The 17099-nt window shown below is 64.1% G+C and carries 14 protein-coding genes and 1 pseudogene; 7 read left to right on the top strand and 8 right to left on the bottom strand.

Annotated elements, in window-relative coordinates:
- The 3 genes from mhpA to D7S86_RS14660 all read right to left on the bottom strand — a co-directional run bounded on the left by mhpA (position 1) and on the right by D7S86_RS14660 (position 4088).
- Positions 1-1629 (bottom strand): bifunctional 3-(3-hydroxy-phenyl)propionate/3-hydroxycinnamic acid hydroxylase MhpA, encoded by a 1629-nt coding sequence (gene mhpA / locus D7S86_RS14670; protein WP_121087603.1) that lies wholly within the window; start codon positions 1627-1629, stop codon positions 1-3.
- A 72-nt stretch (positions 1630-1701) separates the two neighbouring features.
- A complete protein-coding gene (hmgA, locus tag D7S86_RS14665) occupies positions 1702-3006 on the bottom strand; it encodes a homogentisate 1,2-dioxygenase (protein WP_121087849.1) in 1305 nt (434 codons plus the stop codon).
- A gap of 95 nt (positions 3007-3101) precedes the next feature.
- Positions 3102-4088: a fumarylacetoacetate hydrolase family protein gene (locus D7S86_RS14660; RefSeq protein WP_121087602.1), complete on the bottom strand. Its 987-nt coding sequence runs from the start codon at positions 4086-4088 to the stop codon at positions 3102-3104.
- A gap of 91 nt (positions 4089-4179) precedes the next feature.
- Between D7S86_RS14660 and D7S86_RS14655 the strand changes: the two genes are divergently transcribed.
- Complete coding sequence (locus tag D7S86_RS14655; protein WP_121087601.1) at positions 4180-4983, top strand: IclR family transcriptional regulator; 804 nt, start codon at positions 4180-4182, stop codon at positions 4981-4983.
- 195 nt (positions 4984-5178) lie between these two features.
- Positions 5179-5529, top strand: coding sequence for an NIPSNAP family protein (locus D7S86_RS14650; protein ID WP_121087848.1), 351 nt, complete (start codon positions 5179-5181; stop codon positions 5527-5529).
- Positions 5530-5678: 149 nt separating this feature from the next.
- Here D7S86_RS14650 and D7S86_RS14645 read toward each other — a convergent pair whose 3' ends face one another.
- The 3 genes from D7S86_RS14645 to D7S86_RS14635 all read right to left on the bottom strand — a co-directional run bounded on the left by D7S86_RS14645 (position 5679) and on the right by D7S86_RS14635 (position 9121).
- Complete coding sequence (locus D7S86_RS14645; protein ID WP_121087600.1) at positions 5679-6569, bottom strand: alpha/beta hydrolase; 891 nt, start codon at positions 6567-6569, stop codon at positions 5679-5681.
- 153 nt (positions 6570-6722) lie between these two features.
- Complete coding sequence (locus D7S86_RS14640; protein ID WP_121087599.1) at positions 6723-8180, bottom strand: aldehyde dehydrogenase family protein; 1458 nt, start codon at positions 8178-8180, stop codon at positions 6723-6725.
- A 14-nt stretch (positions 8181-8194) separates the two neighbouring features.
- Positions 8195-9121 (bottom strand): VOC family protein, encoded by a 927-nt coding sequence (locus D7S86_RS14635; protein WP_121087598.1) that lies wholly within the window; start codon positions 9119-9121, stop codon positions 8195-8197.
- Positions 9122-9404: 283 nt separating this feature from the next.
- On the opposite strand from D7S86_RS14635, the gene D7S86_RS14630 reads away from it, so the two are divergent.
- Together D7S86_RS14630 and D7S86_RS14625 are read left to right on the top strand one after the other, a co-directional pair.
- A complete protein-coding gene (locus tag D7S86_RS14630) occupies positions 9405-10349 on the top strand; it encodes a LysR family transcriptional regulator (protein WP_121087597.1) in 945 nt (314 codons plus the stop codon).
- A gap of 2 nt (positions 10350-10351) precedes the next feature.
- Positions 10352-11935: a GGDEF domain-containing protein gene (locus D7S86_RS14625; RefSeq protein ID WP_205962815.1), complete on the top strand. Its 1584-nt coding sequence runs from the start codon at positions 10352-10354 to the stop codon at positions 11933-11935.
- A 189-nt stretch (positions 11936-12124) separates the two neighbouring features.
- On the opposite strand, the gene D7S86_RS14620 is transcribed toward D7S86_RS14625, so the two are convergent.
- Together D7S86_RS14620 and D7S86_RS14615 are read right to left on the bottom strand one after the other, a co-directional pair.
- Positions 12125-13675 carry a carboxylesterase/lipase family protein gene (locus tag D7S86_RS14620; RefSeq protein ID WP_205962814.1) on the bottom strand — a complete coding sequence of 517 codons (1551 nt, stop codon included), beginning with the start codon at positions 13673-13675 and terminating at the stop codon, positions 12125-12127.
- A 50-nt stretch (positions 13676-13725) separates the two neighbouring features.
- On the bottom strand, positions 13726-14154 hold the full coding sequence (locus tag D7S86_RS14615; RefSeq protein WP_121087846.1) for a winged helix-turn-helix transcriptional regulator: 429 nt from the start codon (positions 14152-14154) through the stop codon (positions 13726-13728).
- A gap of 109 nt (positions 14155-14263) precedes the next feature.
- On the opposite strand from D7S86_RS14615, the gene D7S86_RS14610 reads away from it, so the two are divergent.
- The 3 genes and pseudogenes from D7S86_RS14610 to D7S86_RS14600 form a co-directional block, all read left to right on the top strand.
- The gene (locus D7S86_RS14610) at positions 14264-15034 is read left to right on the top strand and encodes an SDR family oxidoreductase (RefSeq protein ID WP_121087595.1); all 771 of its coding nucleotides are present in this window, start codon (positions 14264-14266) and stop codon (positions 15032-15034) included.
- Between the two features lie 106 nt (positions 15035-15140).
- Positions 15141-15498, top strand: a pseudogene (locus D7S86_RS14605) (transposase); the annotation flags it as partial.
- A gap of 197 nt (positions 15499-15695) precedes the next feature.
- Positions 15696-17099: filamentous hemagglutinin N-terminal domain-containing protein (locus D7S86_RS14600; RefSeq protein ID WP_147432335.1), on the top strand; the 1404-nt coding region annotated here is incomplete at its 3' end.

Raw genomic sequence — 17099 nt, 5'->3', positions numbered from 1 at the left:
TCATGCTTGAACCGCGTCGCCATGCGGCGCAGGGGTACGCGTCGTCTCGCCGTCTCCATTCAGCGAGCGATCGAGCGCGGTCATCAGCTCCGTGAGTTCATCGACCGTACGCGCGACGCCGTACGTAAAGCCATCGGGCCGCACGAGCGCCGCGCACGCATCGTGTTCGGCGAGGAAGCGCGCGACGAGATCGCGCTCCGCCTCGAGATGCAGCACCCCCTTGAGGCCGGTCGGCTTCGCGTCGCCGATATGCAGCGACTTCGCACGGCCGAGACGACGCGAGCGCGCGAAGTACGCCGCTGCATGCGCCGCGAGCGTCGCATCGATCGTCACGACGTGGAACGCGCCGCGCACGAGGTCGTCGAGGCGTGTCCGCGCGAGCGCCGCGCTCGATACCCACGGTTGCGGAAACAGCGCGCCCGCGCCCTGGCGAAGCTGGCCATGCGCGTCGAACGCGAGCAAGCCCGCCGCGAGACCCGGGATAAACGACTGACGTATCGTCGGCGCGGTGCCTGCCGCGAGTTCCGCGCCGAGCCGCGCATCGCGTTCGCGCGCGGCGCGCTCATCGAGCTCGCCGATGATCAGCCCGAACGACTTCGCATGCTCGACGACGGTCTGCACATGCGGACGGCGCTCGGCGCCGAACGTGTCGAGCAAGGCATCGTCGGCCTGGCCCGCGAGCACCGCATCGAGCTTCCAAGCGAGGTTGTACGCGTCGCGTACGCCGGCGCAGAGTCCTTGACCGAGAAACGGCGGCATCTGATGCGCCGCGTCGCCGAGCAGGAACACCCGGCCTTCGCGCCATTTCTCGGCGACGACCGCATGAAAGCGATAGATCGCCACGCGCTTGACTTCGAGGCCGCGCGTATCGACGAACGACGACAGCACACGCCGCACGTGCTCGGGATCGTTGAACGCTTCGGGCGATTCGCCCGGCATGACCTTGATTTCCCAGCGGCGCAGACGATCGGGGCCGACGATATAAGTACCGGGCCGCGACGGACGGCAATACTGGACGCATCGCTCGGGCAATTCGACGTCGCTGTGCAGATCCGCGTCGACGACGACCCACCATTCGTCGAATGCGAGGTCATAGATCGGCGAGCCGATTTCGGTCCGCACGACGCTGCGCGCGCCGTCGCATGCAAGCAGATACTTGCCGCGCAAGGTTTGGCGGACGCCGTCCGCGCTTTCGACATGCACGTCGACGCCTTCCGCATCCTGCGCGAGGCCTGTCACGCTGTGTTCGAGCAACACGTCGACGCGATCGAAACGCGCGACGCCTTCGCGCAAGACCGCTTCGAGCCGCGGCTGATAGAACATGAACGTCGGTTCCCAGCCGAGCGGACCCGGCGCGGGCATCGGATAGAAACGCTTGATGACCTCGCCTTCGACGCCGACGAAATCCGTGCCGGGATGCGGACACGTGCCGACCTCGACGCGCTCCGCGAGGCCCGCGGCCTGGAATGCGCGCATCGCCTCATGATCGGCGGTGATCGCGCGCGGCTTGTCGTAGATGCCTTTTTCGCGTTCGACGACGGCCACGCGCAAGCCTGACACGCCGAGCAGATTCGCGAGCGTGGCGCCGGTCGGTCCGTACCCGGCGATGATGACGTCGTATGTCTCCATGGTCTTTCTTTGCGTTTGCGACAACAGGGTTCAACGGGAAGCGCGTGCGTGCCTTGCGGGCCGGATCCGCGCTCAGATCGGAGGCGCTTTGAAACCGTCCCAGACCGCGTCGTAATCGGGCTGGCGATTCGGCGCTTCGAGCGCGCGTCGCGTCAGCCGGAACACATGGGCGCTTTCGAACATGAACGCGAGCGTGTTGTCGACCTTGTGAGGCTCGAGCTCCACGACGCTCGCGCGCGTATAGGTCGCGACGTCGGGACCGTGCGGCATCATGCAGTTGTGCAGACTCACGCCGCCGGGCACGAAGCCCTCGGCCTTCGCGTCATAGACGCCGCGCACGAGCCCCATGAGTTCGCTCATGACGTTGCGGTGAAACCATGGCGGCCGGAACGTGTCTTCGGCGACGAGCCAGCGCGGCGGAAAGATCACGAAATCGCAGTTCGCCGTGCCGGGCACGGCCGACGGCGAGGTCAACACGGTGTAGATCGAAGGGTCCGGATGATCGAACGAGACCGTGCCGATGACCATGAAGCGCGCGAGGTCGTATTTGTACGGCGTCAGATTGCCGTGCCACGCGACGACGTTGAGCGGCGAATGCGCCTGCGTGACTTCCCAGAACGCGCCGAGGAATTTGCGCACGACGGTCGCCCTGCTCCGACCCGCTTCGTACGCCGCGACCGGCGCGAGAAAATCGCGCGCGTTCGCAAGACCGTTCGAGCCGATCGGTCCGAGCTCGGGCAAGCGGAACGGCGCACCGTAGTTCTCGCAGACATAGCCGCTTGCCCGCGCGTCGAGCAGATCGACCGCGAAGTGCAGGCCGCGCGGAATCACGGCGATTTCGCCGGGTGCGACCTCGAGCACGCCGAGTTCGGTGCGCACCGACAACGTGCCGCTTTGCGGCACGATGAGCATTTCGCCGTCCGCATTGAGCAGATAGCGATCGCCCATCGATACGTTCGCGTGATACAGATGCGTGGCGATGCCCGATTGCGCTTCGGCGCTCCCGTTGCCCGCAATCGTCACCATGCCGTCGATGAAGTCGGTGCGCGTCTCGGGCACGGGCCACGGATTCCAGCGAAAGCGATTCGCGGGCGTATCGACCGCATCGAACGGCGCGGTCTCCCAACCCGGGAGTTCGATCTTGCGGTACGTGCCATGCATCGCCGACGGAATCAGACGATACGTCCATGTGCGGCGGTTCTCCGCACGCGGCGCCGTGAAGGCCGCGCCCGACAGAAGCTCCGCATAGAGATCGTGCGGCGCGCGCTGCGGCGAGTTACGGCCATCGGGCAAGGCGCCCGGCAACGCTTCGGTGGCGAACTGGTTGCCGAACCCACTCAAGTAGGCCGGACGCTGCGGCAGCGGCAAAGCATTCATATCGGTCTCACGACATCGATTCAAAAAAGGAGCTGCGGTTCGACGTTGCGCATGCGGGCGCGCCGTATCGGGCGCGCCCGCGAGGACGCCGTCGATCAACTCGCGTACGGACGGATCTCGTTGTCGATCGCGCCGAAGATCGACGCGCCGCTCGTGTCGAACATCTCGACACGCACGCGATCGCCGAAGCGGAAAAACGAGGTCTTCGCCTCGCCGTGTTCGACGACTTCGAGCGCGCGCTTCTCGGAGATGCAGCAAAAGCCGCGCGTCCGGTCATGGTTCGAAATCGTGCCCGAGCCGATTACCGTTCCCGCGCCGAGCGTGCGCGTCTTGGCCGCATGCGAGATCAGCTTCGGAAATTCGAAGTAGACGTCCTCGCCCGCGAGCGGCGCGCCGAGCTTTTCGCCGTTGATATTGACCGTCAGCGGCAGGCTGACCTTCGACCCGTTCCACGCATCGCCGAGTTCGTCAGGCGTGACCGCGACAGGCGAGAACGCCGTGACGCCCTTGCCGTTCAGGAACCCGAAACCCTTGTTGAGTTCGGCCGGGATGATGTGACGCAGCGAGATGTCGTTGACGAGCATCAGCAGCTTGATATGGCGCTTCGCATCGTCCTGCTTGGTGAGCATCGGCACGTCGTCGGTGATGATCGCGAGTTCGGCCTCGAGATCGACGCCCCAGTCCTCGCTCTCGACGAGCACGGGATCGTGCGGACCTGTGAAGTAGTCCGACGAGCCTTGGTACATGAGCGGATCGTCGAGGAACGACTTCGGCATATCCGCGCCGCGCGCCTTGCGCACGAGTTCGACGTGGCTCAGATACGCGCTGCCGTCGAGCCATTGATACGCGCGCGGCAACGGCGACGCCACCTTCGTTTGATCGAACGCGAACGCGCCGGCCGCGGTGCCCGCATTCAACGCATCCGAACGCGCCTGCAGCGCGGGCACGACCTGTTGCCAGTTCTCGATCGCGGCCTGCAACGTCGGCGCGATATCGTCGGCGGCCACCGCGCGCGTCAGATCGCGCGACACCACGATCAATGCGCCGTCGCGCTTACCGTTCTTGAGCGATGCAAGTTTCATATCTCGATTCCACCAGTTGGAAATTGTGGTTACACTGAACCTGGGTGAAATTTACGCTTCGGCATGCCGATAAAGTTTCCATTTCCACTCTATGAACACGCGATCGACTAGGACAAATACGGAGACATCCGATCCAGGTTCCATTGAACGCACGATGGAATTGCTGCGTCTTCTCGCGACGGCGGGACGTCAAGGGCTCGCGCTCACACAAGTGTCCGAAGCCGCGAAGCTGCCGCACTCGACGACGCATCGGCTGCTGCACCGGCTCATCGCGCAGCGCATGGTCGTGCAACGCGAATCGAACAAGCGCTATATGCTCGGACCGCTGAGCTTCGAACTCGGGCTCGCCGCGTCGCAGATCTACGATCTGCGCGAGCCGTGCCGTCCGATCCTCATGCGGCTCGCCGAGGAAATCGGCGACACCGTGTATCTGACGGTGCGCAGCGGCAATGAATCGGTCTGCGAAGATCGCTTCGAAGGTCCGTCGACGATACGCGTGATCACGCTCGAAGTCGGCAGCCGTCGTCCGCTCGGTCTCGGCGCGGGCGGACTCGCGATCCTCGCCGCGATTCCCGCCGAGGAGCGCGAACACACGATCGCGTATCTCGTCGATCGCCATCGCACGCACAAATCGCTTCACGAAAAGCCGCTGCGCACCGCAATCGAGGCCTGCCAGCGGCGCGGCTACTCGCTGATCCGCAGTCAGGTCACGCTCGGCACAACGGCCGTCGGCGTCGCGATCCTCGATACGCTCGACAATCCCGTCGCGGCCATCAGCGTCGCCGCCGTCGACAGCCGCATGTCGGAGACGCGCATCGAACTGTTGTCGCATCAGTTGCAGACCACGGCGTCGAGCATCCGCGACGCGCTGCATAGCTTTTCCAGCCAGCTTTGACGCGGCGTCGAGGCCGCACGCCTCGACCGTCGTTGCGGATCGCAGCCCCTGCAAATCGGTTTCCATCTGTCGAACATTGATCGCCTGGATGCGCGTCGACCGGTGACGATGAAGGTACGGCGCGCGATCGGGCGCATGCGCGGTATCCGGCGTCCGCGCGCACCGCATGGCCTCCGACTTATCCGACTCGACACGATGATCATCGAACACCGCACCTACACGCTGCACCCGGGCAAGACCGCGACGTATTTCGCGCTCTATACGTCGGAGGGCCTCGCCGTCCAGCTCGAATATCTGCCGCGCCCGCTCGGCTATTTCACGACCGAGCTCGGCACGCTGAACCAGGTCATCCACTTGTGGGGCTACGACGATCTCAACGATCGCGCGCGGCGGCGCGCCTTGCTCAAGCGCGATCCGCGCTGGGTCGCCTACGTCGACAAGATCCTGCCGCTCATGCAAAACCAGGAGAGCAAGATCCTCGTGCCCGCGTCGTTCTATACGCCGGGCGTCGCCCACTACGAGCACGCGCACGAGCACATCGCCTGAGACCTCGATCGGCGCGCGCATCGTGCGAGGCACGCGGGCAGCCCTCGCGCGGACGGGCCGTGCGGCAACACCGAATGGGTCGCCGCACGGCCCTCGCCTCGTTCGCCGCGCGCCGGCCATCCGAGGCTCATCGTCGAGCCTCGCCCCCATTACGCGACTTTCTTCGCCGCCATCTGCGCGGCCACCGGGAAATAGCGTTCGAGCCACCCCTTGAGGATGTCGACGAGACGGCCGTTGCCGTCCGCGAACGGGAAGTGATCGACCTCGGTCAGCAAGATCAATTCGGCGCCCTTGCCCGCGTTTTCGAAGACGCTGATCGCCTGCGACGTCGGCGTCACGCTGTCGTTCGCCGAATGCAGCATCAGCAGCGGCCGCGGCGCGAGTTGCGCGACGACGTCTTTCGGGCGAAACGCACAGATGCTCTGCATCGTCTCGGCCGTGAAATCCATCACCGCGCCCGGCGGCAGATGATTGCGCAGGTGTTCGGGCACCGGCACGATGTCCCATCGCTTGACCATCAACGATTCGCCCGTCTGCTCGCGGTGCCGCTGACCCTTTTGCATCGTCTGCGTGAATTGCGCCCATGCCTCGGGCGTCGGATGCTGGTCCTGCGATTTCTTGAGGCCATCGCCCCATCCGCCCATCGACACGACGCCCGACACGCGAATATCGACCGCGCCCGCGAAAATGCTGATCGCGGCGCCGAAGCTTTGTCCGCTCAGCAGAATGCGATCGGGTTGGACCTCGGGACGCGTCGTGAGCCACGTCACGACATTGCGCATATCGGCGACCTGGTCTTCGCAGAGGATGCGGCCCGGCTTGCCGCCGCTCTCGCCGCAGCCGCGAAAATCGAAGCGCAGCACGATATAGCCGAGGCTTTCATAAAGATCGGCTTCGACGACATGCGTCTCGCCGTCCTTGTTGCCGCCGAAGCCGTGCGAGACTACGACTGCGGGCAACGGACCCGCGGCGCGCTCGGGCACGTGAAGCACGCCCGCGAGCTGCAGGCCGTCCGAGGAAATGGATACTTTCGTTTGCATGCAGATCTCCGCTCATGCTGTCAGTGAATTCGACTAAGCGATGCCAAGCGCGCTCGAACGTCGCATCGGCCGCATAGGCCGCAGACGTATTCGAGCGCGCCGCACGCATGCGGCACGCGTGGCGCGCCGGATTTGGCGCGAGGCGTACCGCGCTTAGAGCAGCGCCGTCACGACCTTTTCGTGCGTCACGTCGTCGAGCGCGTTCGTGCCGTTTTCGCGGCCGTATCCGCTCGATTTGACGCCGCCCCACGGCATGCTCGGGTCGATGAGCCCGAAGCCGTTGATCCAGACCGCGCCCGCCTGCAGACGTCGCGCGACGCCGTGACCGTCGCGGATATCGCGCGTGAAAATGCCCGCGGACAAGCCGTATTCGCTATCGTTCGCGATCGCGACGGCCTCGTCGGCGTCGTCGAACGGAATCACGCACGCGACGGGTCCGAAGATTTCCTCGCGCGCGATCTTCATCGTGTTGTCGCCGACGAAGATCGTCGGTTCGAGGTAGTAACCGGGACGGTCGAGCCGCTTGCCGCCCGTGACCTGCGTCGCGCCTTCGCTGACGCCCGCATGGCAATAGCCGAGAATGCGGTCGACCGCGCGCTGGCTGATCACGGGACCGAGCGTCGATTGCGGATCGAGCGCGTCGCCGATGACTTGTTCGCGCGCGATCGCGGCGAGTCGTGCGACGACTTCGTCGACGCGCGCGCGATGCACGAGAATCCGCGTGCCGGCCGCGCAAATCTGCCCCTGGTTCGCGAGAAAACCCATCGCGAGCGTGCCGATCGCTTCATCGAGATCGGCACTCGGCAACACGATCTGCGCGGCCTTGCCGCCGAGTTCGAGCGTCAGCGGCTTGAGCGTCTTCGCGGCCTCGTTCGCGAGGATGCGACCGACGAGGCCGCTGCCGGTATAGCTGAGCTTCGCGACAAGCGGATGGCGCGCGAGCGCCATGCCCGCGACCGGCCCCGCGCCCGCCACGACGTTGAACACGCCCGCGGGGAATCCCGCTTCCTCGAACAGCCGCGCGACGTGCAGCGTCGACAGCGGCGCTTCCTCGGCCGGTTTGAGCACGACGGTGTTGCCGGCCGCGAGCGCGGCGGCCGCTTTCCAGCCGATATACATCGTCGGCGCGTTGTAGGCGCCGATCGCGCCGATCACGCCGAGCGGTTCGCGAATCGTGTACGACAGCACGGGCCGTCCGAACATGTCCGGCACCGGAATGCTGCGGCCGTCGAGTTTGTCGGCATAGCCGGCGAAATAGCGCAGCGTCGCGATCAGATTCGCGACATCCGCAAAGCGCGCCATGCCGAACACCTTGCCGTTGTCGATGCTTTCGAGCCGCGCGATGAGATCGGCGTCGCGCTCGACGAGGTCGGCCAGACGATGCAGCAAACGCGCGCGCGACGCGCCGTCGGTCGCGCCCCAGACACCATGAAACGCGGCATGGGCGGCACGCACGGCCATATCGACGTCGGCCTCGGAGGCCGACGCGATATGCGTAAGCACGTCCTCGCTCGACGGATTGATGACGGGCAGCGTCGCGCCGCCCGTCGCGGACACGAACTGCCCGCCGATATACAGCCGGTTTTCGAATTCGATGGTCTTGGCATCCATGGTCGTCTCCTCAATCAGCGCCCGAGCTCGGGGGTTTCGAAGTTCTTGCCGAAGTCGAGCGGCTCGGCATCGCCCCAGATGCTGCGCGTGCCGAGTTGGACCCAGTCCTGCGCATCCCACGACTCGCCCGCGCCGATGTAATCCATGTCGGAAAAGAACTCGTGCATGCTGTTCCAGGGGTCGCGGATATACGCGAACGTGTTCGAGCCGACGAAGTGCCGGCCGGGCCCCCAGCCCGGGATATAGCCCTTGTTGACCATCTGGCGCGCGGCCGCGCCGACTTCGTCGCTCGTGCCGACATCGAAACCGACGTGATGCAAGCCGTACGTCGTCGATTTGCCGAACGCGACGATATGGTGGTCGCTGCCCTCGGGCGAATGCAGAAAGCTCAGGAACGCGGCGACGCGATCCGACAGACGCATATCGAACATCTCGTTGTAGAACGCGACCTTGCGGTTCGGATCGGTCGAGAACAGCACGACGTGACCCATGCGGCGCGGCTTGATCGGCTTCTCGTCCATCAGCTCGGTGCGGCCCTTGCGCGCCTGCCGGTTGTCGAGCGTGTTGAAGGTCACGCGCGGCGCGGTGTCCCACGGCGCCTCGTCGGCGGCCTTGATATTCGTGAGCATGCCGTCGAAGTCGCGAAACCAGATGCCGTCGGCCGGCACGTTCGGCGGCGCGTCGACCAGCGCGACGCCCGCCTGGCCGAGCCGCGCGCGAATCGCGGCGAGCGAAGCGGCATCCGTGCCGAAGCTCACGTAGCTCAGGCGCTTGCGCGGACCTTGCGTGAGGATCACCTGATCCTGGTCGCGTCCGACGCAGCGGCACACGAGCGTGCCGTCTCGATAGAACGTTTCGAGACCGAAATCCTCATAGAACACGCGCGCGACTTCGAGGTCGGGCACCGCCATCGAAAAATGCTGAATGTTGCGAATTGTCATGGAGCGTCTCCCTCTTCCTGATAAGGTCCGGCTGTTCCGCCTAGTGGAAGCGAAGCGTACGAAACGCGCCCGATCAGCGTCCAATCAAAAGAATGCCGTCGTCCCGCCGATCCATAACTTCCGGCATCAATGGATGGCGAGCCGCCCGCAATGCCCCAGCCGGCGCGGGTGCGCGCCATGCGCTCGGACGCGTCCGAGCGCGCCGATTTCCTTCTAGTGGAATCCCTAAGAGACAGGCTAGGTACGAAGTGCGCACTGATAGAATTGCCGGCAAACGAGAAGGATGCACAGTGTGCTAATCGACCCGAGACACTTGATCCAGCTTCATCTGATCGTCGAGCTGGGTTCATTTCATTCCGCCGCGGAACGGCTCGGACTCACGCAACCCGGCGTGAGCCGTAATATCCGCCTGCTCGAATCGCGAATCGGCGTTCGGCTGCTCGTGCGCGGCAAGCATGGCGCGACGCCGACCGATGAAGGCAAAACGCTCGCGAATTACGGCCGCATGCTGTTCGAACTCAGCCAGCAGGCCGCCGAGGTCAGCACGGCCGTGCACGATGGCGCATTCGGAGAATTGCGGCTCGGGCTGTCGTTCTCGCTCGCGAACGGCGTGATGTCGGAGCCGATCAGCCGCTTCCTCGCCGAACGTCACAAGACGTCGATTCGCGTCGTGCCGGGGCCGACGCCGCGTCTGCTCGAAGAACTTGACGGCGGCCAGGTCGATCTCGTGGTCGGCGGCACGCAGATGCTGCCCGAGGAACATGGCCTGCGCTTCGAACCACTTGTCGACAACGAACTCGTGATCGTCGGCCGCGAAGACCATCCGCTCGATCGCGACGCGAAGGTCACGGTCCGCGAACTCGGCGCATATCGATGGGTCACGTGTCCGGAACTCGACCCGCTGCGGCGCGACGTCGAGGCCGGCATGGCAGCGCTCGGTCTGACGCGTGACGCGATCGCGCTCGAAACCGCCTCGCTGAGCCTCGTCGTCGACGTGCTCACGCGCACGGACTTCCTGACAATGATCCCCTCGCCGCTCGCGGCGACGTTGACGGCCAGCGGCCGCTTCGCGCAGATCGCGCCTGAAAACACCTACAAGCTCCGTCCGATCGGTGTCGCCTATCGCGCGAACGCGCATATTCCCCCGATCGCGACGGCCTTCATCAAGTTCCTGCGCGCATGGGCTCACGAAAACCGGACGAGCCCGGCCGCGCATATGGGGCCATGATCATGGGCGTCCTGCGCGGGTGGCGCTCGGGATGGCGCGCGATCGGTCAGCAACGCGGAAAGGCCGTCGTCGCGGGCGCGCTCTGCCTCGCGATCGCGCTGCTGAGCGTCTGCGCCGCCGTGCTGCTCGACAGCCGCGACGACGCCATGCAGCGCGCGCAGACCGTCAGCCAGAATCTGTCGATGGTCGCCGAGCGCGATATCCGCCGCAATCTCGAGGTCATCGATCTCTCGCTCAAGGCGATGGTCGCGGGCGCCGAGGATCCCGAGACGATGGCCCTGCCCGCGCGCCAGCGCGATGCGGTCATGTTCGATCAGGCGCTGACGGCCAAGTATCTCGGCGCGGTCCTGATTCTCGATGAGTCGGGCAATATCCTGCTCGACTCCGGGCACGTGCCGCCGCGCGTGCAGAACTACGCGGACCGCGATTATTTCCAGGCGCAAAAGACGCATCCGGATCTGGGTCTGTTGATCAGCCAGCCCATCGCATCGCGGCTCTCGCACGGCGCCTCGATCATCGTCGGGCTGAGCCGGCGCATCAATCATCCTGACGGCTCGTTCGCGGGGATCGCGTTGATTACGCTGAGCGTCAATTACTTCCGCGACCTGCTTGCTGGCCTCGATATCGGTCCGCATGGCGCGATCGCCTTGTTCGAACACGACGGCACGCTGCTGATGCGCTTGCCGCAGTTGCCGAGCCAGGCCGGGCCGTTGACGTCGATTCGCGGCGGCGCGAATTTCTCGCGCTTCGTCAACGAGGCATCGGGCGCGTTCCTCGGCCGCTCGTCGTTCGACGGCGAACGGCGTCTGTTCGTCCACACGAAAATCGAGCCCTTTGGTTTGACGCTCGTCATTTCGCCGGCCGAGCGCGATATCTATGCATCGTGGCGTCATCGCGCGTCGATCCTCGGCGGTGCGATGATCGTGCTCGCGATCGGTTATCTGCTGTTTGCCGAATTGCTCGCAAGCGAGCTTCGACGGCGCTCGGAAGTCGAGACTGAATTGCGTGTGCTCTCGCGAACCGATGCGTTGACGACCGTCGCGAATCGGCGCGGATTCGACGAGCGTCTCGAGATCGAATGGAAACGCATGAAGCGCGACGGCACGAACCTCTCGGTGCTGTTCGTCGACGTCGATCGTTTCAAGCAGTTCAACGATCGCTATGGACACGAGCGCGGCGACGATGTGCTGCGTTCGGTCGCGCTTGCGATGAAACGCGAGCTCAAGCGTCCGAGCGATCTGACCGCGCGCTACGGCGGCGAAGAGTTCGCGATGATCTTGCCGCAAACCGACCGGCGCGGCGCGCGCGTGCTCGCGCAACAGATCTGCGACGCCGTCGCGGCGCTCGCGATCCCGAACGAAGCGAGTGAAGGCCGTGTCGTGACTGTCAGCGTGGGCGTCGCGACGTTCGAATCCGATCGGCGGCGCGCGAAGGATGCACGCGGCGCCTCGTCGCTCGACTCGGCCGGCGAACTGCTCAAGGCAGCCGATGCGGCGCTGTATCGCGCAAAGCATCAGGGCCGCAACCGCGTCGAAACGGATGACGCGGTCGAACTCGAAACCGTGGGCGAAGACCACCTCGCCTAGCGTCGTCGGTCGGGGCCGATTCGCTTTTCGCATCGAAGCGAATCGATGTGAATCGATGCGAATCGGCCGAAGGATCCGCGATCGGGCCCAAGTGATCGCCAACGATGTCGCCAAGGCGCACGTGCGATCACACGATCGCGCGTCGCGTACGCGAACATGCGCACGCGACACGCTGCGTCGTCAGAGCATTCAGGGCATCACGAGATCGAGCCGCGTTTTCCACGGATCCGCGACTTCACGCGTTTGCGCGGCGCCTTCCGACGCAAACCAGAGCACGTTGTCGTGTTCGGCGGAATAGCGTGTCCATTGCGGCAGACCTTCGCCGTTCGGATCGCCATGTTTCGCGAAGTTGACCCAGTACGCGTGCATCTGATTCGCGACCGCGAGATCGTCGGCGGTCACGTCGCCGTCGTAGCGCGCTTCGAGCGTGTTGAACGCATACGGGATCTCGCTCGCATGGACCGCGCCCGGCCATTGCTTCTTCATCGAATCGGCCACGTATCCGAAGCGGTATTCCCATGTCGGCGCGCCGGCCGCGCTGAAGGTGCGCGCGACGAATCGCGCGGGCTCGGCCATGAACTGATCGCTTGCGATCATCATCGCGACGTCGTCGGGCTTCGCGGTGCCGTTCGGGTCGTACGCCGCGCGCGCGGCTTCCTTCTTGGCCGCGCCGAGCGGCGCAAGCGCGTCGTCGAGCGTCGCGGCCTTGGGCGGAAAACCGAGGTCAGCGCCGTTCGCGCCGACGATCAGCGGCACCTTGTGGAAGGCACCGGTTTGATAGACGTCTTGCGGTTCGCCCGTCACGAGCGTGCCGTCGATCATCGGTCCCGCATAAGTCGGCACGCGCATCGTCGCCATGTTCAGGCCATTGACGACCTTGGCGGCCGGCAGCTTGCGCAGCTTGTCGAGCGCCTGTTCGCCGGTGCCGTCGATATGGTTCGCCGTCGCGAACGCGACGCCCGAATCTTCGGCCTGCTTGAGCGTGAGACCCGGTGTGATGTTGTGGCGGCCCGAGCCCGACTCGATGATCGCCCTGTTGAACAGGCCGTCGGTCAACGTCGACGTCAACAAACTCGCGACGGAAAATCCGCCCGCGGATTCGCCGAAGATCGTGACATTTTTCGGATCGCCGCCGAATTGTTCGATATTGGCCTGCACCCACTTGAGCGCCGCGATCTGGTCCATCAGACCGTAATTGCCGAGCAGGCCATGATCGGCGTTCGCCGCGGTCAGCGACGGATGCGCGAAGAATCCGAAGCGGCCGACGCGATAGTTGAAGCTCACGAACACGATGCCTTGCTTGGCGAATTCGCTGCCCGAATAGACGCCCGGCGAAGAGCCGCCATTCACGAAGCCGCCGCCATAGATCCAGACCATGACGGGTCGCTTGGCTGCTTGCGCTTGAGCGGGACGCCAGACATTGACGAACAGGCAATTTTCACTAAGACCGACGCCAAGCGGCGCGGCATCGCCAGGAAAGGGTTCCTGCAGACAGTCCTTGCCATAGGCGGTCGCCTGCTTGACGCCTTGCCACGGATGCACGGGTTGCGGCGCGCGCCAGCGCAGTGCGCCGATCGGCGGTTGCGCGTAAGGGATGCCTTTGAACGATTCGACGCCGTCGTCGGTCGAGCCCGCGACGCGGCCCGATTGGGTCGTGACCACGTTCGTATCGGCATGGGCCGACAGTGCAGCGACAAGCAGGCCGAATAATGCGCCCTTCGAGAACATGCTGAGCTTCATCGAGGTTCCTTTTCTTATTCGTGTACACCCGGTTCACATTCCGGGAGCGCTCATTCTAAGCTTGGCTCGTGCTCGCGCTCGTGGGCTTTTTCCCTAAGCGCGCGTAATTCGGGTTCGTGTTTTTCCGCCCATTCCCAGACGCTGCAAAAGGCCGCGCACAGACTCGAACCGAGTTCGGTCAGTGTGTATTCGACGCGTGGCGGGACTTCGGGGTGCACGGTGCGCACGACGAGTCCGTCGGCTTCCATTTGGCGCAAGGTCTTGGTCAACATGCGTTGACTGATCGAGCCGACGAGTTCGCCGACGCGCGTAAAACGCAGCACGCCGTTTTGTTCGAGCACTTCGAGCACGCACATCGTCCATTTGTCGGCGACGCGGCCGAGCACGTCGAGCACGAGTGCATCGAGTTCGGGGGTGGATACGCGTCCGTGTTCCGATCGGAACACGACGCGACGCGGGTCTTGCGGGGAGTTGGCCATGATGGGATCCATTACTTACACCGATGTGCGTACGGCACAAAGCGGTGCCTACTTCCTGAATGAGAGTAATTGGCCTACGCTAGCACAACATTAACCGGGAGAACCCCCCATGAAACCCTCAGGTAATACGATTTTGATTACGGGCGGCGGAACGGGCATCGGCCGTGCGCTGGCTGAAGCTTTGCATCGCCGCGGCAATACGGTCATCGTCGCGGGGCGGCGGCAGGCTACGCTCGACGTCGTTGCCAAAGCGAATCCGGGCATTGCGACTGCGACGCTCGACGTAACCGATCCGCAAGACATCGCGCGTTTCGCGGCGCAAATCGGGCGTGATTTTCCGACGCTCAATGCGATAGTCAACAATGCGGGCATCATGCAGCCCGAGGATTGGCGCGCGGCCGAGATCGACACGAGCATCGCCGAAGCGACGATCGCGACGAACTTGCTCGCACCGATTCGTTTGACGGCTGCGCTGCTGCCGTTGTTGCGCAAGCAGGCGTCGTCGACCGTGCTCACGGTGTCGTCGGGCCTCGCATTCCTGCCGCTCGCGATCACGCCGACTTATAGCGCGACGAAGGCTGCGATTCATTCGTTTAGCGAATCGCTGCGGTATCAGCTTAAAGATACGGGCGTCGATGTTGTCGAGATCGTGCCGCCGTATGTGCAGACGGAGCTTATGGGCGAGCAGCAGTCGAGCGATCCGCGCGCGATGCCGCTCGCGGAGTTCATCGATGAGGTCGTGTCGATTCTCGAGACGCAGCCGAGCGCGCGTGAAGTGCTCGTCAAGCGCGTGCTCCCGCTGCGTTTCGCGGCCGAGCAGGGCTATGAGGGTTATACGAATCAGCTCACGGGCTTTAACGATCACTTCGCGGCGAGTTGATACGGTTTTGGGCTGAGGCTACCGGATGTGGCTAAGGAGGCAACCGTTGGCGGTCGCCTCCGGTAGCGACGTTGGATCGGCGCCCACGTCTGGGCGCTGGGATCGTGGCCTAGGCGTGAAGTATTCAAACATCGCTCGGACGTGGCGCCGCGCTTGGGAACGCGTCGCGCCGTTCTTCGTGTTCCCGCTGGACATACGTCGAGTCGTCTGTATGACAGACGCGATAGAAAGTCTGAACATGAAGCTGCGCAAGATCATCAAAAAGCGGGGGGCAGTTCCCGAACGACGAGGTGGTGATCAAACTGCTATGGCAGGCGCTGCGCAACGTGCTGAACAAGTCTCTGTGTACGACTTTCGACTGGCAATCCGCCATAAATCAGATTGCGATTCTGTTCGGCGAGCGGTTCACACTCGGACGCATGCGATTCATTTCTAAGTCGCCTCGCCCACGAAATTGCGGATAGGTCATCGGGTCATTGATCAATTTGCGGTAGCTCCGTTTCTCCGTCATTGCAGACGTTTTTATCCAAAGTGGGCGTGCGTTCAAATGAGCGCAATGTGCATCAGCAAATCGAATTTGTTCGATAGGTTGCCCCTTTCGCGTCGGATAGCGTCCTTGCTCACTCAACGCGGTTGCACGACGTGAACGGGGGAACCAGTCTTGAAGACGACGATCGATCTCGGCACCGCTTTGGCGGCGCTTTGCGCTTTGGGTTTATATGCGCCTGTCTCAAGCGCACAGGCGACGCTGCCCATCACACCGGATAAATCCGCTAATCCGCACCCCGTCGTGACGACGAGCGCCTCGGGTATTCCCGTGGTCAACATCACGACTCCGGTGGGTCCTAAAGGGGTTTCCAACAATCCACTGACCGACTACAACGTCGGGACTTCGGGCGTCGTCATCGCCAATAACGGCGTGCCCGCGCAGACACAGATCGCCGGCTGGGTGCAAGGCAATCCGTTCATCGGTAACAACCCTGCGCAACGCATCTTGTTTCAGGTCACGGGCGGCAATGTGTCGCAGTTGTTAGGACCGAGCGAGATCGCGGGACATGCGGCTCCGCTTGTCGTGGCCAATCCGGCGGGTATCGCCTGTTCGGGCTGCGGCTTTGTGAACGTGCCGCGTGTGACGCTCTCGACAGGTCTGCCGAGCTTCGATGCGGATGGTTCGGTCGCGGGCTTCAACGTCACGCAGGGACATATCGATGTCGGCACGGGGGGCTTGTCTGCCCAAAGCTCGCCGGTCGATCTGATCACGCGTGCGATGACGATCAACGGTCAGATCTGGGCACAGTCGATCCATGCCGTGGCGGGTGCCAATGAGGTCGATCTCGCGAGTGGTCGTGTGACCCCGCAGGCGGGCGCAGGTGCCGCACCGCAATTCGCGATCGACGTACATGCGCTTGGCGGGATGTACGGCAACGGCGCCGTACGTTTGATCGGCACCGAGGCGGGCGTGGGTGTGCGTGATACAGGCTCGATCAATTCGCTGACGGGCGATATTCAGTTGTCGGCAAACGGGGATGTGACGATTGAAGCGCCGGGGCGCATGCAGGCGGCGGGTGACGTGCATGTTTCAGGCACGAACCTGAACAGTGCGGGTCATGTCGTGGCGGCGGGTGCGCTTGGGGTGACGGCCATGCAAGGTGTCACGAATAGCGGCACGTTGGCGGCGGGTTCGGATGTGAACCTCGCTGCGCAGGAAATTGGTAACACGGGGCGGATTGGGGCTGGAGTCAAGTTGGATACGGCGGGGGCTGCTCCTGCTTCGCCGAACGGCAGTGGCAGTGGCAGCGTTGTCGCAAACCCGAACGCAACCGGACACTCCGATACCGATAACGGAGCCACTGCCAAAATCACCCAACCGGGCAGCCTGACCATCAACGCGACGCGCTTGACGAGCAGCGGCCAGTTGCACGCAGGCACCGACGTCAGGCTCGACGTCGCGAACGCCGCGCTCGACAATGGTCGCGTCGATGCGGCAAACGCATTGACCATCCACGCATCGCAAGCCCTCTCGAACCGCAACGCCACACTCGCCGCGGGCGGTCCGCTCACACTC

This window comes from Pararobbsia silviterrae (assembly GCF_003628125.1).
In the GTDB taxonomy this organism is placed as follows: Bacteria; Pseudomonadota; Gammaproteobacteria; order Burkholderiales; family Burkholderiaceae; genus Pararobbsia; species Pararobbsia silviterrae.
This window is presented reverse-complemented; position numbering and strand designations above follow the sequence as displayed.

Coding starts and splice junctions, on each gene's coding strand:
- mhpA (WP_121087603.1), bottom strand. CDS start 1,629: ATGGAGACATACGACGTCATCATCGCCGGGTACGGACCGACCGGCGCC.
- hmgA (WP_121087849.1), bottom strand. CDS start 3,006: ATGAATGCTTTGCCGCTGCCGCAGCGTCCGGCCTACTTGAGTGGGTTC.
- D7S86_RS14660 (WP_121087602.1), bottom strand. CDS start 4,088: ATGAAACTTGCATCGCTCAAGAACGGTAAGCGCGACGGCGCATTGATC.
- D7S86_RS14655 (WP_121087601.1), top strand. CDS start 4,180: ATGAACACGCGATCGACTAGGACAAATACGGAGACATCCGATCCAGGT.
- D7S86_RS14650 (WP_121087848.1), top strand. CDS start 5,179: ATGATCATCGAACACCGCACCTACACGCTGCACCCGGGCAAGACCGCG.
- D7S86_RS14645 (WP_121087600.1), bottom strand. CDS start 6,569: ATGCAAACGAAAGTATCCATTTCCTCGGACGGCCTGCAGCTCGCGGGC.
- D7S86_RS14640 (WP_121087599.1), bottom strand. CDS start 8,180: ATGGATGCCAAGACCATCGAATTCGAAAACCGGCTGTATATCGGCGGG.
- D7S86_RS14635 (WP_121087598.1), bottom strand. CDS start 9,121: ATGACAATTCGCAACATTCAGCATTTTTCGATGGCGGTGCCCGACCTC.
- D7S86_RS14630 (WP_121087597.1), top strand. CDS start 9,405: ATGCACAGTGTGCTAATCGACCCGAGACACTTGATCCAGCTTCATCTG.
- D7S86_RS14625 (WP_205962815.1), top strand. CDS start 10,352: ATGGGCGTCCTGCGCGGGTGGCGCTCGGGATGGCGCGCGATCGGTCAG.
- D7S86_RS14620 (WP_205962814.1), bottom strand. CDS start 13,675: ATGAAGCTCAGCATGTTCTCGAAGGGCGCATTATTCGGCCTGCTTGTC.
- D7S86_RS14615 (WP_121087846.1), bottom strand. CDS start 14,154: ATGGCCAACTCCCCGCAAGACCCGCGTCGCGTCGTGTTCCGATCGGAA.
- D7S86_RS14610 (WP_121087595.1), top strand. CDS start 14,264: ATGAAACCCTCAGGTAATACGATTTTGATTACGGGCGGCGGAACGGGC.